At 73.4% G+C, this 19,014-nt stretch carries 18 protein-coding genes and 1 pseudogene; 8 read left to right on the top strand and 11 right to left on the bottom strand.

Annotated elements, in window-relative coordinates; genetic code table 11:
- Positions 1–1,185, bottom strand: a 1,185-nt coding sequence (locus AB0F11_RS34300; RefSeq protein ID WP_362182516.1) for an AAA family ATPase, incomplete at its 3' end; no start/stop codon positions are given.
- A 111-nt stretch (positions 1,186–1,296) separates the two neighbouring features.
- Here AB0F11_RS34300 and AB0F11_RS34295 point away from each other — a divergent pair.
- From AB0F11_RS34295 to AB0F11_RS34285, 3 genes are all read left to right on the top strand, one after another.
- Positions 1,297–1,842 carry a hypothetical protein gene (locus AB0F11_RS34295; RefSeq protein WP_362182514.1) on the top strand — a complete coding sequence of 182 codons (546 nt, stop codon included), beginning with the start codon at positions 1,297–1,299 and terminating at the stop codon, positions 1,840–1,842.
- A gap of 268 nt (positions 1,843–2,110) precedes the next feature.
- On the top strand, positions 2,111–3,499 hold the full coding sequence (locus AB0F11_RS34290; RefSeq protein ID WP_362182511.1) for a DUF11 domain-containing protein: 1,389 nt from the start codon (positions 2,111–2,113) through the stop codon (positions 3,497–3,499).
- A 137-nt stretch (positions 3,500–3,636) separates the two neighbouring features.
- On the top strand, positions 3,637–4,020 hold the full coding sequence (locus AB0F11_RS34285) for a VOC family protein (protein WP_362182508.1): 384 nt from the start codon (positions 3,637–3,639) through the stop codon (positions 4,018–4,020).
- A 47-nt stretch (positions 4,021–4,067) separates the two neighbouring features.
- Here AB0F11_RS34285 and AB0F11_RS34280 read toward each other — a convergent pair whose 3' ends face one another.
- The 9 genes from AB0F11_RS34280 to AB0F11_RS34240 form a co-directional block, all read right to left on the bottom strand.
- Complete coding sequence (locus tag AB0F11_RS34280) at positions 4,068–5,024, bottom strand: aldo/keto reductase (RefSeq protein ID WP_362182505.1); 957 nt, start codon at positions 5,022–5,024, stop codon at positions 4,068–4,070.
- 9 nt (positions 5,025–5,033) lie between these two features.
- Positions 5,034–5,501, bottom strand: coding sequence for a hypothetical protein (locus AB0F11_RS34275; RefSeq protein WP_362182502.1), 468 nt, complete (start codon positions 5,499–5,501; stop codon positions 5,034–5,036).
- Positions 5,408–6,403, bottom strand: a complete 996-nt coding sequence (locus tag AB0F11_RS34270; protein WP_362182499.1) for a serine protease — start codon at positions 6,401–6,403, stop codon at positions 5,408–5,410. The genes AB0F11_RS34275 and AB0F11_RS34270 overlap by 94 nt, the downstream gene beginning before the upstream one ends.
- Positions 6,404–6,425: 22 nt before the next feature.
- Entirely contained in the window at positions 6,426–6,803 is a 378-nt protein-coding gene (locus AB0F11_RS34265) for a CU044_2847 family protein (RefSeq protein WP_362182497.1), read from the bottom strand.
- 101 nt (positions 6,804–6,904) lie between these two features.
- Entirely contained in the window at positions 6,905–7,390 is a 486-nt protein-coding gene (locus AB0F11_RS34260) for a hypothetical protein (RefSeq protein WP_362182494.1), read from the bottom strand.
- Between the two features lie 235 nt (positions 7,391–7,625).
- The gene (locus AB0F11_RS34255; RefSeq protein ID WP_362182491.1) at positions 7,626–7,799 is read right to left on the bottom strand and encodes a hypothetical protein; all 174 of its coding nucleotides are present in this window, start codon (positions 7,797–7,799) and stop codon (positions 7,626–7,628) included.
- 248 nt (positions 7,800–8,047) lie between these two features.
- Positions 8,048–8,314, bottom strand: coding sequence for a GlsB/YeaQ/YmgE family stress response membrane protein (locus tag AB0F11_RS34250; protein ID WP_362182489.1), 267 nt, complete (start codon positions 8,312–8,314; stop codon positions 8,048–8,050).
- Between the two features lie 145 nt (positions 8,315–8,459).
- Positions 8,460–9,200: an SDR family oxidoreductase gene (locus AB0F11_RS34245; RefSeq protein ID WP_362182486.1), complete on the bottom strand. Its 741-nt coding sequence runs from the start codon at positions 9,198–9,200 to the stop codon at positions 8,460–8,462.
- Between the two features lie 173 nt (positions 9,201–9,373).
- Positions 9,374–9,694, bottom strand: a complete 321-nt coding sequence (locus AB0F11_RS34240) for a DUF6191 domain-containing protein (protein WP_362182483.1) — start codon at positions 9,692–9,694, stop codon at positions 9,374–9,376.
- Positions 9,695–9,890: 196 nt separating this feature from the next.
- Here AB0F11_RS34240 and AB0F11_RS34235 point away from each other — a divergent pair, with 196 nt between their 5' ends.
- Positions 9,891–12,065 carry a tetratricopeptide repeat protein gene (locus AB0F11_RS34235; protein WP_362182480.1) on the top strand — a complete coding sequence of 725 codons (2,175 nt, stop codon included), beginning with the start codon at positions 9,891–9,893 and terminating at the stop codon, positions 12,063–12,065.
- Positions 12,066–12,188: 123 nt separating this feature from the next.
- A complete protein-coding gene (locus AB0F11_RS34230) occupies positions 12,189–13,412 on the top strand; it encodes a M20 family metallopeptidase (RefSeq protein ID WP_362182477.1) in 1,224 nt (407 codons plus the stop codon).
- A gap of 170 nt (positions 13,413–13,582) precedes the next feature.
- Here AB0F11_RS34230 and AB0F11_RS34225 read toward each other — a convergent pair whose 3' ends face one another.
- Positions 13,583–15,814, bottom strand: coding sequence for a hypothetical protein (locus tag AB0F11_RS34225; protein ID WP_362182474.1), 2,232 nt, complete (start codon positions 15,812–15,814; stop codon positions 13,583–13,585).
- Between the two features lie 112 nt (positions 15,815–15,926).
- On the opposite strand from AB0F11_RS34225, the gene AB0F11_RS34220 reads away from it, so the two are divergent.
- The 3 genes and pseudogenes from AB0F11_RS34220 to AB0F11_RS34210 all read left to right on the top strand — a co-directional run.
- A complete protein-coding gene (locus AB0F11_RS34220) occupies positions 15,927–16,895 on the top strand; it encodes a helix-turn-helix domain-containing protein (RefSeq protein ID WP_362182471.1) in 969 nt (322 codons plus the stop codon).
- Between the two features lie 120 nt (positions 16,896–17,015).
- The gene (gene gap, locus AB0F11_RS34215; RefSeq protein WP_362182469.1) at positions 17,016–18,014 is read left to right on the top strand and encodes a type I glyceraldehyde-3-phosphate dehydrogenase; all 999 of its coding nucleotides are present in this window, start codon (positions 17,016–17,018) and stop codon (positions 18,012–18,014) included.
- A gap of 81 nt (positions 18,015–18,095) precedes the next feature.
- A pseudogene (locus tag AB0F11_RS34210) lies at positions 18,096–19,014 on the top strand (hypothetical protein); the annotation flags it as partial.

The following is a 19,014-nucleotide window of genomic DNA, read 5'->3' as shown; positions in this document are numbered from 1 at the left end:
GCGGGCGAGGTCCGCGGCGATCCGGGACCAGTGCGCGGCGGCGGCCCGGTGTTCGGGCTCCGGCCCGGACTGCCGCCAGTGGGCCGCGATCCGGGCCGCCTCGACCCGCTCCCCGGACCGCTCCAGTGCCCGCGCGGCGGCGCGGTGCAGGGCGCGGGCGGTCGCGGGGGTGGTCCGGCCGAGCACCTCGTCGCGTACCAGGTCGTGGGTGAAGCGGTAGGTGCGCCCGGCAGCGGGGGACCGTGCGGGGGTGGCCGGGGTGGTGGTCGTGGTCAATGCCGCCGTGGTGCGGGCCGCGGTGAGGACCCCGGCGTGCCAGGCCGCCTCCAGCGCCTGCGCGACGGCCGCCTCGCCCGGCTGCGGCAGGACCGCGGCCAGCCGGTCGGCGTCCAGCTGCCCGCCGAGTACGGCCGCGGCCCGCACGACCTCGCGCTGTTCGGCGGTGAGCCCGGCCAGCAGACCGCTGACCGCGGTGGCGAGGCTGCCGGAGTGCGTGCCCAGCGCGGTGACGAGCAGCGGCAGCCCGCCCGTGCGCCGGTACGACTCCGCCGCGTCCGCCTCGCCGACGCACCGTGCGACCTCGTCCCGCGTGAAGGACGCCAGGCGCAGGGTGACCGCCCCGTAGCGGCCCAGGTCCGCGAGGAGTCCGGCGGTCTCCTCGGGCACCGGTTCGCGGAAGGTGCCGAGGACGAGCAGCCCGGACTCGGCCACCTCGCCGGCGAGGTGCCGCAGCAGGTCGAGACTGGCCGCGTCGGCCCAGTGCAGGTCCTCCAGCAGGACGGCCAAGGGGCGTTCGGCGGCCGCGGCGGCCAGCGCACCGCTCATCCGGGCCAGCTCCAGGAACCGGACCGCCGCCGCATCGGCCGGCACCGTCGCACTCCACGCCTGCCCCGCCGCTGCCGCGACTCCCGTCTCCTCCCGAGCCCCGACCGCCCCCGCAAGGCGCAGCGCGCGCTGCCAGGGCCACAGCGGCGGCGCCACCGCATCCCTCGGGCAGTGGCCCCGTACGACGGTGAACCCCGCCGGAGCGGCATGGCGGTGCAGTGCCTCGGCCGCCAGCGTGCTCTTGCCGATGCCGGCCGGTCCGGCGAGCAGCACCACGGACCCGGAGCCCCGCGCAGCCGCTTCGAACCGCTCGGCCAGAACCGCCAACTCCGCCGCCCGACCGACGAATTCGCTTCCCACCCCGGCAGTATCCCGCAGCCGGGGGGTGCCGGACCCCGGCCCCGGATACGTACCGCGGTTCAGTGGCAGTACGGATGCCCCGGAACCTCTACGGGGGCCACCGTGGTCGGCATGCACCCCAGGGAACACAACCCGAAGGAGACCACCATGGCCGGGAACACCGTGCGGCGCACCGTCAGGGCCACGATCGCGGCCGGCGTCGCGGCCGCCGTCCTGACCGTGGCCGGCTGCCGGATGACCGTGGACGACAGCACCGCTCCGAGCAACCCCGGCCCGGGCGCCAACGGCCCCCAGAACCCCGGTCCTCAGAACCCCGGCCCCAAGAACCCGGTCCCCAGCCCGCCGATCAAGACGCCCACGGTGCCCCCGATCTGGGTCCCGAAGGGTCCGGCCCGGCTCACCGGGTGCGGCAGCCACGCCTCGGGCCACGCGTGCGCCTTCCACGGGTCCAACTTCAAGCCCGGTGAGAAGGTCCGCCTGACACGCGGCTTCGAGGACACGGGCGGCAACGTCTTCACCGCCGACAAGAACGGCGAGTTCAGCACCGACCTGGTGTCGAACACCCACTCCGGCACCTACACGTACGTCGCCCACGGCCTGAGCTCCCACCGCCAGGCCACCACGACGGTCCGCATCACCCCGGGCCTCTGGGGCTGACCGCCGGAGGCAAAGGCGGATCGTACGATCAGGCGATCCGCAAAATCGGCTGAGCGTCAAGCCGTTGGGCGGCGATTTCCACGCGCCCCGCCGCACTTCATCACAAGATCATTCTGGTGGTGCATTGGAGCGAACTCCGTTCCGAAGCGCCAGCCGAGATGTCCGATCCATCTCCTTTTGTGCTGATCTGTGTCGGTCGCAACCCGACACGTGAAGGGGCTGCCCTCACGGGGTCCCCTCTGCCCTCAGCAATGAAAGGTGCATGTTCGTGAGTCGAGGAACCAACAGGTCGAACCACGGAAAGCGGCGGCTGCGCGCGCTTTCGACGCTGGGCGCGATGGGGATCGTCGCCGGCCTCGCTTCCGCACTGCCGGCGTCGCCGGCCGGTGCCAGCCCGGTCCCGGTCCCCGCGGCCGCCGTCGCACATCAGCCGACCTCCGGTGGGAAGGGGGTTGCCTGTAACGGCCAGGTCTACGTCTCGTTCGGTGACCAGGAGGGCGCGGACCAGCTCTACACCGCCGACCGGGGGCCCGGCACCGTCCAGTTCACACCGCTCGGCACCCCCCCACCGTTCCTCTACAACGCCATCGGCGTGAACCCGCAGGACCGCTTCCTGTACGGGACCACGTTCGGCACCCCGACCAACGACCTGGTCCGCTTCGACGGCAAGGGAGGCTTCACCGACCTCGGTGCAATCGAGGGCCTGCCGTCCGCCCTCTACATCTCGGGCACGTTCGACGACGAGGGCAACTACTACGTTCTGGCCGACGACTCGGCGGAAATCTTCCGGATCGACGTGACCACCCACACGGTCAGCGGTGTCTTCCCCGTCCAGGGGCTGGAGGACCCGGCACTCAACATCTTCGACATCGCCTTCCGGAACGGATTCCTGTGGGGCGCGACCGAGGACGGCGCCATCGCGCGGATCGACTTCGCCAACGGGAGCCTGGACGTCTTCCCGGGTGTTCTTCCGGGAGGCTCGGACTTCGGCGGAGCCTTCGTCTACGGCAACGGCGATCTCGGATTCTTCCGCAACGCCGGAGGGCTCTTCCGGGTGCGGGTCCACAACGCGACTGGCTCCACCCCCGAGTTCACCCTCCTGTCGACGCAGGACACCCCTACCCCGCCCGACACCGAGTTGGTGAACCTCGACGCCACCTCCTGCTTCCTCGACTCGTCTGCCGACCTGTCGGTACGGAAGGAGGGCCCTGAGCGCGTCACGGCGGGCGACACGGTCACGTACCACATCACCGTGAGGAACGAAGGGCCGGACGGCGAGAAGGACAAGGGCAAGGACGAGAAGGGCAAGGACGAGAAGGGCAAGGACAAGGGCAAGGACAAGAAGGACAAGGGCAAGGGTGAGGAGGCCGGGGACTCCTCCGGCTGGTCCCTGACCGACGACCTCCCGGCGAAGATCCTCTCGCCCACCACACAGACGGAGGGCTGCGAGATCACCGACGGCCACCTGTCTTGCACGGGCGGTCCGCTGGCGGTGGGCGAGGAGGCGGAGATCGAGGTGACCGGTACCGCCGCGGAGGTCTCCCAGCCGACCAAGGTGAGGAACACGGCCACCGTGTTCGGCGACGACGCGGACCCGAACAAGGACAACGACAAGTCCACCGCGCACACCGAGATCGTGCCGAGGGTCAAGCGCTAGCGGCTTCTTGAACGCCCGCATCGCGGCCGGGTTCCCTGCGGACCCGGCCGCGTGCCAGGGCGTGCCGCAGCCGTGTGCGCAGGCCGGCGAGCCCGACTCGCTGGCCTGCGGAACGGATGTCAGGAAGACTCGGGCGCATGGTTTCGGTGGTGCAGAACGTGGCGATCGACTGTGCGGACCCCTACGAGCTGGCCCGGTTCTGGAGCAGGGCGACCGGCAGTCCGCTGCATCCGGAGGACAAGCCGGGTGATCCGGAGGTCCAGGTACTGATGGCGGAGGGCCCGGTCCTGTACTTCAACCAGGTGCCCGAGGCCAAGATGGTCAAGAACCGGATCCATCTGTGCCTGCGCCCGGAGACCTCGCGCGAGCAGGAGGTGGACCGACTGCTGGCTCTCGGTGCCACCTTCGTCGCCGATCACCGGAATCCCGATGGCTCCGGCTGGGCGGTCCTCGCTGATCCCGAAGGCAACGAATTCTGCGTTCTTCGCAGCGAGTCCGACCGAGCCGCCGCGACCTCCTGACGCCGGTGTCACGCCGAGGGCCGGTCTGCGTCGCCCACCTCCGTGTCCTAAGGCAGCGGCTTGCCGCGCGCGGCCACCCACAGGGCGTACCACTCCTCGTGGTCGAGCTCCGGCGGCCGGCCGACCGCGTCCCGGCAGGCCCGGATCCGCCCCGGATCCGAGGTGCCGATCACCGGCGCGATCCCGGCCGGGTGCCGCTGGAGCCACCACAGCAGCACCGTTTCCGGAGCCACCTGCTTGCGCTCGGCCAGCGCCGCGAGCAGCTCCGCGGCCGACTGATCCTGCGGGGTCGTGGGCCGGCCCGTGAACCGGCCCTGTGCCAGCGCGCCCCAGGCCTGCACCTGGATGTCCTGGTCGCGGCAGTGCTCCAGAGTGCCGTGGGGGAAGCCGCCCGCAGCCCCCTCGGGGGTGTTCAGCAGGACGCCGGCCTCGACCCAGTCACGCTTGTGCAGGCTCATCTCCAGCTGGTTGGCCACCAGCGGCAGCCCCAGCCGGGACTGCAGCGCCGCGATCTGCACCGCCCCCATGTTGGACACACCGAAGCGGCGTACCAGGCCCTGGGCGTGCAGGGAGTGCAGGGCCTCCGCGACGTCGTCGGGGTCGGCGAGCGGGTCGGGGCGGTGCAGCAGCAGGACGTCGATCACGTCGGTGCGCAGCCGGACCAGGCTCTCCTCGACCCGCCGCAGCACGGACTTGCCGCGCAGGTCGTACATGCCGGGGTGGGTCCCGTCCGCCAGGCGGATCCCGCACTTCGTCTGGAGCGTGATCCTGGCGCGCAGCCCGGCATCGCGGGCGAGGAGCTCACCGAATACCGCCTCGGACTTCCCGTGGCGGTAGATGTCCGCGTGGTCGAAGGTGGTGATCCCGATCTCCAGGGCCGCCGTGACCGCGGCCTCCGCCGCCGCGATCTCCGCGGCACCGTAGGGCTCGGGCCCCCAGGTGCCGCCCAGGCCCATGCACCCGTACAGCGGTCGGCCCGTACTCGCGTTCGCATCCTTTGTCACGCACCGACTCTACGAGGTCGCCGTGCACTGCCGCTGCGCCGCCGGGCAGAGCTCGGCCGGCAGGCTGCCGCGTTCGTCGGCGGTGAGTCCGCGGCCGAGGACCTTGCACAGGCGGCGCTCCCACAGGGCGGGGTCGAGGCGGAACAGCTGCAGCCGGCCCCCTGAGACGGTCTTGGTCAGCTCGTCCGACTGGATCGCGAGGGTACGCGACCGCCCCTCGGCCGCCTGCTGCGCGCTCACCCGAGATTGCTGTACGAGGAAGGTGCCCAGCTCGGCGATCAGCGCCAGGATCAGCGCCCCCGCGAGCCAGCCGGCCCGCCGCTGCCCCCGCTGGGCCCGCCGGCGCCGGCGGGCCCGTGCCAGGAATTCCCGCTGCTCCGCGGTCAGATTCGTCTCGAGACCGCGCAGCCGGGCCTCGAGGGCCGCGAGCTGCCGTCGGCCGGGCAGCAGGGCGGGGAGGCGTCCGCCTGCTGCCACCGCTCGAGGTCGTGCCGCACCTCCGCGCGCCCCGCCAGGAAGTCCGCGCTGGCCCGGACCTCCTCGGCGAGCGCGGTGACGGCCGGGTGGGCACCCAGCAGCGCAGCGAGCACCTTGTCGACGTCGTCGCCCCGGCCGAAGAACACGTCCGCGTCGTGCTCCGGGAGCGCGGACAGCCCGCGGAAGGGCGTGGCCGGCAGCAGGACCGACGCGAGCTCGGGCAGCTCCCGCAGCAGTGTCCCGGTGGGCAGCATGAACGCCTGCTGGGCCTCCCGCTCCGGCTGCGCCGCGACCAGGAGGCCGACCACCGCGCCCAGCTCGTTGTCCCAGACGGGACTGCCGCTGAAGCCCCGCTTCACGTACGAGCCTTCGCCGTCGGCCCGGGAGAGCTGGATCCAGCCCTCAGCCATCGGCCCGCTGAACCGGCCCCGGAACCACAGCTCGCCGGGCTCGCCGCCCGTGAACCCCGCGGCCCGCGCCCCGTGCTCCCACAGCTCCGCCGGGTCGGCCACGGGAAGCGGACGCGCCCCGGGCACCGGCTCCCGCAGCCGCAGGACGGCGATGTCGCCGGTGCGGTCCGGCCGGATCGCGACCCAAGCCTCGGCGGGCCACGGGCCGGCTCCGGCGACCGCTGGAGCGGCGAGGGGGAGATCGACGGTGACGGTGTCCCCGACCGGGCCCGGGACCGGTCCCAGGCCCTCGACCGGCCCCGGGACCGGATCGTGGCGCGGGCGCCCGAGGGCGTCCGAGACCCCATGGGCGTAGGTCAGCACCGGGTCCGGGGCGACCAGCGCACCCGCACCGCAGACCGTGCCGTCAAGCCTCCTGATCCGGACCACCGCGGAGGCCAACGCCTCGTCCGCGCTCCGCGACCGTGCACCTGCGACCGCGACCCCCGTCACTCATGATTGGCACCTGCCGACATCACGCGTTCTGCGGGGCATTCTCGACAGCTGTGCCGCCCGTGTCAGGCCTGTTCCACGTCAGACTTACGGAGAAATTGGCCGCGGTCGCGGTGCTCGCGATGACGAGGTCCGCCTCGGCGGACAGCGAGAGCCCGAACTCCAGGGTGATCTCGTCCGGCGCGTCGGCCAGCTGCCTGAACCGCCCCACGAAGCTCTCCGCCACCGGGCGGACGGTGCCGAGCATCTGGCCGAAGGTCCGCTCCGCCCGCGTCACCGCCCGGCCGCCGCGGCCGACCCGGACGAGGGATTCGTCGACCTCGCGGATCTGCACCCGGATGGTGTCGTCACCACCGTCCTGCAAAGGCACCTCGACCGTACGCACCAACTGCTCGCCCATGGCCGCCTCGCCATCGTCAAGTGCTGGGATCGTAACGGCACTTGAGCATCTGGGGCAGATGGTGACAGCCGCCCACAGCGGATGCGGGCGGTCCTGCGACGTTACTTGATCTTGTACGAGCAGCCCTTGGGGTTCTTCCCCCCGTCGTTGTCGGCGACCTGCTTGCCGTCGACCTTGATGACGCACGGGGCCTGCTGCAGCATTCCGTCGGCGCCCTGGATCGAGCCCGGGACGACCGTCACCAGGTAACCCACCTTCTGCTCCGCTCCGGTGAGCTTCACGGTCTCCGTCTTCGTCCAGGGCAGGGTCTGCTGGTCGAAGCCGCTCGTGTCGGCGTTGTACATGATCTGCGTCCTGCCCTGACCGGTGACCTCCAGCGTCACCTCGTGGGTCGCAGCGTCGCCGCCGCCCTTGCCCGCCGGGGCCTTGCCCGTGGCCGAGGCCGCGGCGGTGGGGCTCTGGGTTGCCGGCGCCTTCGCGCCCGCACCGTCCGCCCCGCCGCCGCCCTTCTTCCCGCCGTCACTCCCACAACCGGTCAGCAGCGCCGCCGCAACGACCAGCGCCACCCCGGTAACCGTCTTGCGCATGTTCCCCGTTCTCCGTTCCTGGACTTCACGATCAACGTGCCCTCCTGACGGAGGAACACGAGATCCAAAGATCCAATCACGGCCGGCAGGCGCCTGCGCGCCCTGGGGCGCCGGCGCCGGAGCGGGCCGCCAGGGCGGACGGCCGGCGGCCGGGGCGGACGTCCGGCGGCCCGGGTCCGTGCGGCCACGGCCGAGGCCCCGGCCGGGAGAGCCGGGGCCAGCTGCGGATGCCGGGTCAGTGCTTGAAGTGGCTCTTTCCCCGTTCCTTCACTTCGCGGGCCTTTCCGCGGGCCTGCAGAGCGCTGCCCTTGGCCTCGGTGGTCTTGTTGCCGAGGGCGTGCGCCGTCTTCCTCACCGTCATTCCGACCAGTATCTCGGCCTTTGCCTTGATCCTCTCACCGGCACTCATGGCGACCTCCTCTCTCAGCTGTCCTCGTCATGGCCAACGGCCGCTTCCCGGCGAGAGCCGGCGGGGCACCGCGGCCCGGACCCCGGCCCGCAGCCCATGGCGCAACGCCAGCAGCGCGCCCGCCACCATCAGCCGCATGCCCCAGGTCGTCGCCCGCACCAGGATGCGGCGGCGGACGGCCCGCGGCGCCCACCGCCGGCGCCACCGCCGACCCCGTCTCCTGCTTCCGAGCCGTCCGATGGCGGACTTCACGAACGCCTCCGGCCGGCCACGAGACGGTAGATCGCCAGGAGGATGAGGGAACCGACGATTGCGGCGATCCACGTCGAGAGCTCGAAGAACCCGTCAACGGAATCGACGCCGAAAATGACCTTCCCGAGCCATCCGCCCAGAAGGGCACCGGCAATGCCGATCAATATCGTCAGAATGCATCCGCCGGGGTCCCGGCCCGGCATCAAGGCCTTGGCGATGATCCCGGCGAGCAGGCCCAGAAGAATCCAGCCGATGATGCCCATGGAGCACCTCTTCGCGAGCGAATGAACCCTATGTCCATCCGTATGCGCCGTCCGCGGGACTTCAAACACGGGAATTCGGATTATCGGAAATTCGGGGCCCTGGTCGCGGAAATGCCCCGTCCGACCAGGGCGGGGCATCTCCCCGTCAGGCGGTGTACCCGCCGTCGACGGCGAGGGAGGTGCCGGTGACGTAGCGGCCGCCGGGACCCGCCAGGTAGGCCACCGCGTCGGCGACGTCCTCGGCCCGGCCGTATCTTCCCAGGGCGGTGAGGGAGCGCTGGTGATCGGCGGTCTCACCGTCGGCCGGGTTCATGTCGGTGTCGATCGGACCGGGGTCCACGACGGTGGCGGTGATGCCGCGCGGCCCCAGCTCCCGGGCAAGTCCCTTGGTCAGCCCTATCAGCGCGGACTTGGCCGTCGCCTGCAGGACGAAGTTCGAGCCGGGAACGCGCCCGTTGAAGCACGACCCGATGCTGATGATCCGCCCGCCGTCGGCCATGTGCCGCGCGGCGGCCTGGGAGGCCAGGAAGACCGAGCGGACGTCCACGGCGAGCACCCGGTCCAGTTCCTCCGCGGACACCTCCTCCAGCGGTCCGTAAGTGAGGAAGCCCGCGTTGTTCACCAGGATGTCGATGCGGCCCAGTTCCCGTACCGTCCGCTCCACCGCCTCGGCCGCGGCAGTCGGCTCCGTCAGGTCGGCCTGGAGGGCCACGGCCCTGCCGCCGTCCGCCTCGATCTGCTCGGCGACCTCGCGCGCCTGGTCCGCCGCCCGGACGTAGGTCAGCGCAACCGCCGCCCCCGCGCCCGCCAGCTGCCTGGCTGTCGCCGCGCCGATCCCGCGGCTGCCGCCGGTCACCAGCGCCACCTTGCCGGTCAGGTCACTCATCGCTCTCTCCTCCGTGAACGGTTGCTGTGACGGAGAAAGGTTGGAAGGTGACACCAATGGCAGGTTCAAGCCGCTCCGGCGCGCCACTGCGCGCCGGTGACCGGGGGACTGCCGCACGTGCGGGTCGTGTCGCACCCTCCGGCCGGCGGTGCTCCTACAGCCCGGCGGTGCTCCTACAGCCCGGGGCGCGGCATCCGTACGACCGCCGTCCCTGCGGCCAGGTCCACCGTCGTCCTGTTCGGCGGAGCACCGTCATCCTCGTTGTCCGGCATGACCAGCGCAGACTGCCGCTCCTTCAGCTCGTTCTGCTTGCCGGGCGAAAGGCTCGCGTGCAACTGCTCGAACCCGGTTGCCGCCACCTGCCCTTGTCGTGCGCCGTTGCGCCACGGCAGCGCTCCGGCCCGCCCCGCGCGCAGCAGCAGCTGGTCGACGAAGGCCAGCAGGGTCAGCACGACGACCAGCCCGGGCAGGGTCATGAAGGCGATGAACCGCACCGCCCCAGTACCCGGGCCGCAGCCTGGCGACCGCCACCCTGCCGCGGCGCGGGCCCAAGGCCCGTTGTCCCAGGACCCCGGACCATGCCCGGGGCACGGGCCGGTCCCGCGGCCGGAGATCGTCCGGTCAAGCCGGTACCGAATCGGCGCGCACGGGTGAGAATGGCGGCAGGCCACGGGACGTGCTGGGGGCGACATGCCGCTGTTGCTGGTACGGGGGAACGGCCGCGCGCCCGGCTGGCCGGCCTACCTCGGGGCGGTGGGCCTCGGCGCGGTGGCGCTGGCCCTGGCCTCGCTGTGGACCAGCGGGGCGTGGGCCACCGGCATCGGCGCCGCCGTGACCACACTGTCCGGCCTGGTCGCCGAGCGGCTGCAGCCGGAGCGCGCCGGCGACGCAGGCCGGGACGGCGCGCACGCGACGGGCGGTGCGGGCGGACTGCTGCGCACGCCTTCGGGCCGGATCCCCTCGCTGCGCGAGGTGGACCGCCCCGAGCTGGCCGGCGCCCACCCTGCGGACGGCCACCCCGCCGACGGGAGCCGGATCCCGGACGCGCCCCCCGCGTACATCCGCCGTGATGCGGAGCCCCAGCTGCGCGAAGCACTCGGCCGGGCCGGTTTCGTCCTGCTGGTGGGGGAGTCCACGGCCGGCAAGTCCCGGCTGGCGCACGAGGTGGCCCGCGGGCTCTTTCCCCGGCACGCCTTCGTCCGCCCGCTGAGCCGGGCGGCACTTGCGGAGGCGTTACGCGTGGCAGCGCGTCGGCGGCGCTCCATGCTGTGGCTGGACGACCTGGAGGACTTCCTCGGCGCGGGCGGCCTGACCGCCGCCATGCTGGCCGGGCTGTCGGCGGGCCGGCCGGGACGGCGGGTGGTGCTGGCCACCATGCGCACCCAGGAGTTCCGCCGCTTCGACGCCCGCGAGGAGAGCCGGCTGACCGGCTCGGACCGCGACGCCTGGCGCACCCAGCGGGACGTGCTCCAGCAGGCGGTGGTGGTCCGGCTCGCCCGGCACTGGTCGGTGCCGGAGCGCCGACGGGCCCTGGCGCACCGGCAGGACCCGCGCATCGGCGCGGCACTGCGGGCGGGGGAGCGCTTCGGGATCGCCGAAGTCCTCGCGGCGGGACCGGAGTTGCTGGCCACGTGGCAGAACGCCTGGGCTCCCGGTGCCAATCCGCGCGGCGCGGCGGTGGTGGCCGCCGCCGTGGACTGCCGGCGGGCCGGACTGCGCAGGCCGGTCAGCCGGGATTGGCTGCGCGAGCTGCACGTGCCGTACCTGACGGCCCGCGGCGGCGGTGACCTGCAGCCGGAACCCTTCGACGCGGCGATGGACTGGGCCTGCACGGCCGCCTACGCCACCAGCGGCCTGCTGATCGGCAACTACAGCCAGGGCTATGCGGCCTTCGACTACCTGCTCAACGCGCCGGGCCTGGCACCCGTTCCGGACCATCTGTGGCAGGCCCTGATCGGCAGGGTGACGCCGGCCGAGACCTACGACATCGGGCTCCAGGCCCACCAGGACGGCCGCCCGCGACGGGCCGCCGAGGCGCTGTCCCGAGCCCGGCTGAACGGGGTGGCGGGCGCGGACTTCCTGCTCGCCATCACGGTCGGGGACGCGGGCCGGCCGCGCCGGGCGGCAGCCGAGCTCGCCGGGATCACCCGGCGGCGCGAGGACCGGCTCGGCCCGCGCCACCCGGACACCCTGGCCGCACGCCACCAGCTGGCCTACTTCACCGGCGAGGCCGGCAACCCGCACGCCGCGGCCGCCCGGTTCGCGACCCTGGCCGCGGACGCGGCGGCGGTTCTCGGCGCCGACCACCCGGACACCCTGGCCGCCCGGCACCAGCTGGCCTACTTCACGGGGGAGGCCGGTGCCAGGGCCGAGGCCGCACGGCAGCTGGACCGGCTGCTCACCGACCGGCTGCGCGTCCACGGCCCCCGGCACCCCCAGGTGCTGGCCACCCGACGGAGCCTGATCTGGTACGGCGCCGGCGACCCCGCCCGGACGGAGCGGGAGCTGACCGAACTGCTCGCCGACGCCGAACGCATCCTCGGCCCCGACGACCCGCACACCCTCGCCGTCCGCAGCAGCCGCGCCGCGCTCGCCGCGCGGGCCGGCCGGACCGTCGAGGCCGTCACGGAGTGGGAATCACTCGTGGCCGACCGTACCCGCGTCATGGGCTCCGACCACCCGCACACCATCTACGCCCGGCTGGAACAGGCCCGCGCCCTGACCGCCGCAGCCCGCCCCGAAGAAGCCCGCGCCCTGCTGACCCGGACCCTCGGGGAGGCCGGGGCACTCCTCGAACACGGCCACCGCCACCTGCGCCTGGGCCGCGAACTGCTGGCCGCCCTCGCACCGGCGGACCAGGCCTGAGGTGACGCAGGCCCTGCCCCGCGCCGAGAACGACCGGCGTCGTCCCCGGCCGGCCCGACGACACCCCCGTATCCTCCTCCACCACATCGAGCACGCCGCCGACAGCCGCAGAGGGAGCCACCGATGACCGACCAGGGCGAAACGACCACGCAGCCGGCCGAACTCCTGCGCGAGGCCCGCGCGCTGCTGCCGGACATCATCGCCGTACGCCGCGCCGTGCACCGCCACCCCGAGGTGGGAGCGCACCTGCCCCAGACCCAGAAGCAGGTCCTGGACGCCCTCGCCGGACTCCCGCTCACCCTCACCACCGGCCGGCGCCTCAGCTCCCTCACCGCCACCCTGGACGGCGCACGCCCCGGCCCGACGATCCTGCTGCGCGCCGACATGGACGCCCTGCCCCTGAGCGAGGAGACCGGCCTGGAGTACGCCTCCCAGCTGCCCGGCGCCATGCACGCCTGCGGGCACGACCTGCACACCTCGATGCTCGTCGGCGCCTGCCGCCTGCTGGCGGCCCGACGCAGCCAACTGCCCGGGCGCGTGGTGTTCATGTTCCAGCCCGCCGAGGAGAAGGGCGGCGGCGCCGCGCACATGATCGACGAAGGCGTCCTCGACACCGCGGACGGCAAGGGCGTGGACGCCGCCTTCGCGATGCACGTCACCACCCGCTTCGAGTCCGGCACCGTGCACCTGCGGCCCGGCCCGACGTACGCCGCCGCCGACCAGATCCACATCACCGTACGGGGACACGGCGGCCACGCCGCCGCCCCGCACCGCGCCCTCGACCCGATCCCGGTGGCCTGCGCGATCGTCGGGGCCCTGCAGACGATGGTCACCCGCAGCGTGGACGTCTTCGACCCGGCGGTGGTCACCATCGCCCGCATCGAGGCCGGCACCACCACCAACATCATCCCCGAGACCGCCGAACTCCACGGCACCTTCCGCACCCTCACCCCCGCCACCCGCGAGGCGGTGCGCACCCGCATCGAACGCACCGCCCGCCACATCGCGGCCGCACACGGTGCCGAGGCGGAGGTGACCCTGGTCGAGGGATACCCGCCGCTGCTCAACGACCCGGACTTCACCGCCGCCGCCCACCGGGCCGCCACCGCGCTCCTCGGGCCCGGGGCCGTCTTCGACCTGCCGGACCCGGTCATGGGGGCGGAGGACTTCTCCTACGTGCTGCAGCGCGTTCCGGGCACCATGGCGGTCCTCGGAGCCCGCCCGTCCGGCATTCCGGCGGAAGGCACCGCCGACTGCCACTCCAACCGCGTCGTCTTCGACGAGGCCGCGATGGCCACGGGCATCGCGCTGCACGCCGCAGTGGCCCTGGAGCACCTGACCGGCTGACGCGCGGCCGCGGGCCGCAGGCCGAGGGCGACATGACGAAGCCGGGATGCACTGCGCATCCCGGCTCGACGTCGAGGGCGAGGAAAGCGGGGGACTAATTCAAATCGGGGAAGCCCCGAGGGTTTTGAGAAGGAAGTCCGCCCATGGCCTCGCCGGGCCCACGGTAACAGTCAGCGGGGGATCAGGGCACGCAGGTTTTCCGGCGTGACCACCACCGAATCCGGATGCAGCCCCTCCGGGCGCTCCAGGCCGATGTACGTCACGGGCCCGGCCGGGAGCTCCGTACCGTCCCACCACGTGGTGGCCGGGGCGCGGTCCGCCAGCAGGCCGGCCAGGTACCGCACCGTGAGGTGGTCGTGCTCGACGATGCCGCGCACCAGCGTGCCGACCGTCACCCGGTTCCCCTCGACCCGGTTGGCACTCGGCCTGCCCCGCAGGTACACATGCGTCCACTTGGCCCGCCACCGGCCGTCGCTCCCGCGCAGGAACACCAGCGGCAGGGCGACCCTGCCCGGCCCCCGCAGCTCCGACTTCATGCGCACCGTACGCGGCTCGAAGGGCCGGCCCTGCTGCTCGGCGTCGCGCAGCATGAAGCCGAAGAAGGACTCGGCGGCCTCCTCGAAGCCCTCCCCGGAGTAGATGTTGACCTGCGGGACGATGAAGTCACCGCCCACGGCGTCCAGGCGCAGGTTGATGAACTCCGAGGCGCCGTCGGGCCCGGGCGCGTCGGTGATGTCGCCCGAGTGCTCGCCGCCGACCGCCTGGAGGGCGGTGTACGACAGCCAGCACACGGTGGCGTACGACGCGTCCAGCATCAGCGCCGACAGGTCGTAGTCGGTGCTCTCCCGGGTCTGCTGCCAGTGGACGAAGAACCGCAGGAGTTCCCCGTCGACCGGGGAGAGCGAGCCGCGGGGCAGCACGCCGAGACCCGCGGCCGTGGCCTTGCCGCTGAGCGGGAGGGCGACGTCGAGGACCTCGGGGTCGATCAGCAGGTGCCCCGGCTCGGGCAGACGGCGCCGGGTCTCCGCGTCCAGGGCTGCGATCAGGCGCTCGACCTCGGGCGCGGGTACGGGCGCACGGGTGTCGGCGGTGACCCAGGCGCGGCCCAGGCGGTTGACGAAGACGCGGCGCTGCACCTCTTCCGCCTCCGCTCCCGCGTGCGCTCCCGCTTCCGCCTCCTGCGTCCGTGTCCGGAGCGTCCGGTTGTGGAAGTGCTCACGGACCGACAGCAGGACCCGGCCCGAGACCTGCGGGGCGGCCCCCTCGGCGGCAGCCACGACGGCGTCGCGCGCGTCCTGGTCCGGGCAGGCCCGCAGCAGCCGGTCCAGGGAGCGCAGCAGCCTCCCCGGCGCGGCTGCGGCCAGCAGCCGCGCCGCCCCCGCGGCGTCGCCGGCGCCGAGCAGTTCCTCGACGCGGCCGCCGAGGGTCGGGACCCGCCTTTCACCGCGGGCGACGGCGAAGACCTCCGCGGCGTGCGGCCAGCGCGGGTACTCGTGCGGGTGGAGGCGCTCGCCGAGGCGCTTGAACGCCTCGCGGTGTGCGGCGACGTCGGCGAGCTGGGCGGGGGCCGCGGCGACGAGCGCGTCGAGTACGGCGAGCAGCGCGCGGCGCACCCGCCGGGACATCGAGCGCAGCCGGGACGGCTGCGTGAGGGTGACGTCCCCGTCCGACAGGGCGCAGGCCAGGCGGAGCACGTCGGTGACGGTGTCCACCAGCAGGTCGGCGCCGGCGGCGAGTCGGGCGCGGTTGACCACGGCGCGGTTCTCCCGGACCGGTATCTCCTCGGGCTGAGGACCGTCGGCGCAGTATCCGGCGAGCACTCCGAGGTCGCGCAGCCCCTCCTCGCCGAGCGGTGTGGAGCTGCCCGCCAGGGCCAGGTACAGGGCGGTCGCCTCCTCGTCCCCGGTGCCGCCCGCGTGCAGGACGGTGATGCGGTCCCCTGCGGCGGCGATCAGCTCGTCGTGGGCGGCGAGCATCTGCGCGTACGTGTGCCGGTAGGTGCCGTACGAGGGGAGGGTCAGCAGGTCGACGACGCCGGTCCGGAGCTGGTCGAGCGTGCCCGCGCGCGAGGCGTCGTCGGCGAGCGCCTCGCGGATGCACTGCATCCAGAAGTCGAACGTGTCCGGCACGTTGGCGGGGAAGTCGATGAAGCAGACGTTGTGCCGGACGTGGTCGCCGACCATGGCGCGCACGGTGTCCAGAGTGCGCGACGCCGTATGAAGAACCGATTCCCCGTCCAGCCTGGAGAGGCGCTCCAGCAGCTCTGCCGAGAGTTTGAAGCCGACGGTCAGCAGCGCGGCGTCGAACTGCCGCGCTGCGACGTCGCCCCGCCCGGCGGGCCCGGAGGGCCTGGGCAGGCGGTGGGTGTGGCGGATGACCAGGGATTCCAGACCGTGATCCATCCGGGGATGATCCCAGAGCCGTCCGAGCCGGCGCACACGGGTTTTCGCTGCCTCGCACGCCGCCGCGTACGGGTTTTCGAGGCCGTCGGCACCCCCGCGTACCCTCTGTCACGTGTCCGCCTCCGCCTCCGCCCCCCGCCTGCACCGTGTCGCCGTCCTCGTCCTGGAGGGTGCCAAGCCGCTCGACGTCGGCATTCCGGCGCAGGTCTTCAGCACCCGGGCGAGCATGCCGTACGAGGTGCGGGTGTGCGGCGCGGCGCCGGGCCTCGTGACGGGCGGCGACGGCCTGTCGTACTACGTCACCCACGGGCTCGACGCGCTGGAGTGGGCCGACATCGTCTTCGTCCCCGGCTACCGGTTCCCGGACCGCGACGACCCGCCGCAGGAGGTGGTCGACGCGCTGATCGCCGCCCACGGGCGGGGCGCCCGGCTCGCCGCCATCTCGACGGGCGCCTTCGCCCTCGCCGCCACGGGCCTGCTCGACGGCAAGCGCGCGACGACCCACTGGCACTACGCCCGGGCGCTCGTGGCGAGGCATCCGCTCGTCCGGCTCGACGAGAACGTCCTGTTCATCGACGAGGGCAGCGTCCTGACCTCCGCCGGCGCCGCCTCCGGCATCGACCTGTGCCTGCACATCCTGCGCCGCGACCTCGGCGTGGCCGCGGCGAACCATGCGGCCCGGCGCCTGGTCGCGGCCCCGTACCGCAGCGGCGGCCAGGCGCAGTACCTGCCGCGCAGCGTGCCCGAGCCGCTCGGCGAACGCTTCGCCGCCACCCGCGAGTGGGCGCTGCACCGGCTCGGCGAGCCCCTGACCCTCGAAGCGCTCGCCCAGCACGCGGCGGTGTCGCCGCGCACCTTCTCGCGGAGGTTCGCCCAGGACACGGGGTACACCCCCATGCAGTGGATCATGCGGGCCCGGGTCGACGTGGCCCGTGAACTGCTCGAACGCTCGGAGCGGAGCGTCGAGCAGATCGCCGCCGACGTCGGCCTCGGCACCGGCGCCAACCTGCGGCTGCACTTCCAGCGCATCCTCGGCACCACCCCGACCGAGTACCGGCGCACCTTCACCCAGGGCGAATAGCCCGCCGAGCCCCGCGTGATCGACAAGCTGGCGAGATACTTTCGAACCGTGGCAATCTCGCCACTGTCGGGGGCGGTCGGCAGGCGCGAATCTGGTGGCGAACAGAAGGGGACACCGCTCATGACTCGCATCGCCATCAACGGATTCGGCCGCATCGGACGCAACGTGCTGCGCGCGCTGCTCGAACGCGACAGCGACCTCGAGGTCGTCGCCGTCAACGACCTCTCCGAGCCCACCGCGCTCGCCCGGCTGCTCGCCTACGACAGCACGGCCGGCCGGCTCGGCCGCCCCGTGACGGTCGACGGCAACGCCCTCGTCGTCGACGGCCGCCGCATCACGGTGCTCGCGGAGCGGGAGCCGGAGCAGCTGCCCTGGGCCGAGCTCGGCGTCGACATCGTGCTGGAGGCGACCGGCCGCTTCACCTCCGCCGAGGCCGCCCGCGCCCACCTCAAGGCCGGTGCGAAGAAGGTCCTCGTCAGCGCCCCCTCCGACGGCGCCGACGTCACGCTCGCGTACGGAGTCAACACCGACGCCTACGACCCGGACCGGCACACGATCGTCTCGAACGCCTCGTGCACGACGAACGCGCTCGCGCCGCTGGCCGCCGTACTCGACGAGCTCGCCGGCATCGAGCACGGCTTCATGACGACGGTCCACGCCTACACGCAGGAGCAGAACCTGCAGGACGGTCCGCACCGCGACCCCCGCCGCGCCCGGGCCGCCGCCGTCAACATCGTGCCGACCACGACGGGCGCCGCCAAGGCGATCGGCCTCGTCCTGCCGAACCTCGACGGCAAGCTGTCGGGCGACTCGATCCGCGTGCCGGTCCCGGTGGGTTCGATCGTCGAGCTCAACACGACCGTCGCGCGCGACGTCACGCGCGAGGAGGTGCTGGAGGCGTACCGCGCCGCGGCGCAGGGGCCCCTGGCCGGCGTACTGGAGTACTCGGACGACCCGCTCGTGTCGGCCGACATCGTGGGCAACCCCGCCTCGTCGATCTTCGACTCGGCCCTCACCCGCGTCGACGGCCGCCACGTCAAGGTGGTCGCCTGGTACGACAACGAGTGGGGCTTCTCGAACCGCGTGATCGACACGCTCACCCTCCTCGCCAGCCGCTGACACCGGAGCTCTCCGCCCGCGGCCGCGCGGGCGGAGAGGACACCGGTCGAGCGGCTCAGCGCCTTCAACACCACCTCGGCCATGGCGCGTTCACCCGTCGCATTCGGGTGCAGGGGCGCGGCGGGCGAGGCAGGCATCAGGCCCTCGATCCAAGGCGACGCCGAGCACCTGTCGTGGCCCCGGGTCGGGCCGAGGGTGTCGACGTACACGGCGCCGGCCGCCGCAGCGGCCGTGGCCGACTCCGCGTTGAGCCCGCCGATCACGGAGTGCAGGAAACGCAGATCGCCCGTGGTGACCGGCATCCTGTCCAGGCACGTCGCCGGGTCGTCCGGGAGCACAGGCCGGGTAGCCGGCCACCAGCACCCGGGCGCGCGGGGCCCGGGCGGACAGTCGGCGCAGGTCCTCGGTGAGCCGGGCCGATGCCGCGTCCAGCCGCCGGCCGAGCGTGTCGCCCGAGGACGCGGGCAGGGCTGCGGCGTCGAGGTGTCCGTGGTTGTGGTCGGAGCGCAGGCACGGCCCCACGGACCGTGCGGGAATCCCCGCCCCGGCCGCGTAGGAGTCCCCGAGCGCCGCGTAGTTCACCGCTCCGGCCGCGGCCCCGCCGGCCCCGGACGGGAGGCGCTGCCCGGGATCGAGGCCCGCCTCGCCGCCGAGCACCTGCGGTCCGCGTGGCGCCTGCTGCCCGACCTGCACGTCGGCGTGGTCGCCCTGCGACGCCAGGGAGCCGATGAGGCGGTCCTGCGCGTGCTGGAGCGGTCCGTCACCGTCCGGGTGGGCGTCAGCCCCCCGTACCGCTTCCTGGGGGAGACCCCCAAGGCCCTCCGGCTCGCCCGCCTCGCGCTCACCGGCGCACGCGGCCGGCCCGCCGGCGTCGCCCGCTTCGACGACAGCCCGGCCGCCCTGCTGGTCGCGGCGGCTCCGGACGAGGCCGGACGGATCGCCCGCGCCGTCCTCGAGGAGGTGCTGCGCCTGCCGGCCGCGGAGCGGGACCGCCTGCTGG

Origin of the sequence: Streptomyces sp. NPDC032472 (assembly GCF_040636955.1) — a bacterium.
Classification (GTDB): domain Bacteria; phylum Actinomycetota; class Actinomycetes; order Streptomycetales; family Streptomycetaceae; genus Streptomyces.
Note: the sequence above shows the minus strand (reverse complement) of the source record. Positions and strands in the feature narration are given on the sequence as shown.

Bases quoted from the DNA above. Each gene is read 5' to 3' on its own strand.
- AB0F11_RS34265 (WP_362182497.1), bottom strand. From the start codon at position 6,803: ATGGGCGAGCAGTTGGTGCGTACGGTCGAGGTGCCTTTGCAGGACGGT.
- AB0F11_RS34260 (WP_362182494.1), bottom strand. From the start codon at position 7,390: ATGCGCAAGACGGTTACCGGGGTGGCGCTGGTCGTTGCGGCGGCGCTG.
- AB0F11_RS34235 (WP_362182480.1), top strand. From the start codon at position 9,891: ATGCCGCTGTTGCTGGTACGGGGGAACGGCCGCGCGCCCGGCTGGCCG.
- AB0F11_RS34255 (WP_362182491.1), bottom strand. From the start codon at position 7,799: ATGAGTGCCGGTGAGAGGATCAAGGCAAAGGCCGAGATACTGGTCGGA.
- gap (WP_362182469.1), top strand. From the start codon at position 17,016: ATGACTCGCATCGCCATCAACGGATTCGGCCGCATCGGACGCAACGTG.
- AB0F11_RS34295 (WP_362182514.1), top strand. From the start codon at position 1,297: ATGCACCCCAGGGAACACAACCCGAAGGAGACCACCATGGCCGGGAAC.
- AB0F11_RS34225 (WP_362182474.1), bottom strand. From the start codon at position 15,814: ATGGATCACGGTCTGGAATCCCTGGTCATCCGCCACACCCACCGCCTG.
- AB0F11_RS34285 (WP_362182508.1), top strand. From the start codon at position 3,637: ATGGTTTCGGTGGTGCAGAACGTGGCGATCGACTGTGCGGACCCCTAC.
- AB0F11_RS34230 (WP_362182477.1), top strand. From the start codon at position 12,189: ATGACCGACCAGGGCGAAACGACCACGCAGCCGGCCGAACTCCTGCGC.
- AB0F11_RS34245 (WP_362182486.1), bottom strand. From the start codon at position 9,200: ATGAGTGACCTGACCGGCAAGGTGGCGCTGGTGACCGGCGGCAGCCGC.
- AB0F11_RS34250 (WP_362182489.1), bottom strand. From the start codon at position 8,314: ATGGGCATCATCGGCTGGATTCTTCTGGGCCTGCTCGCCGGGATCATC.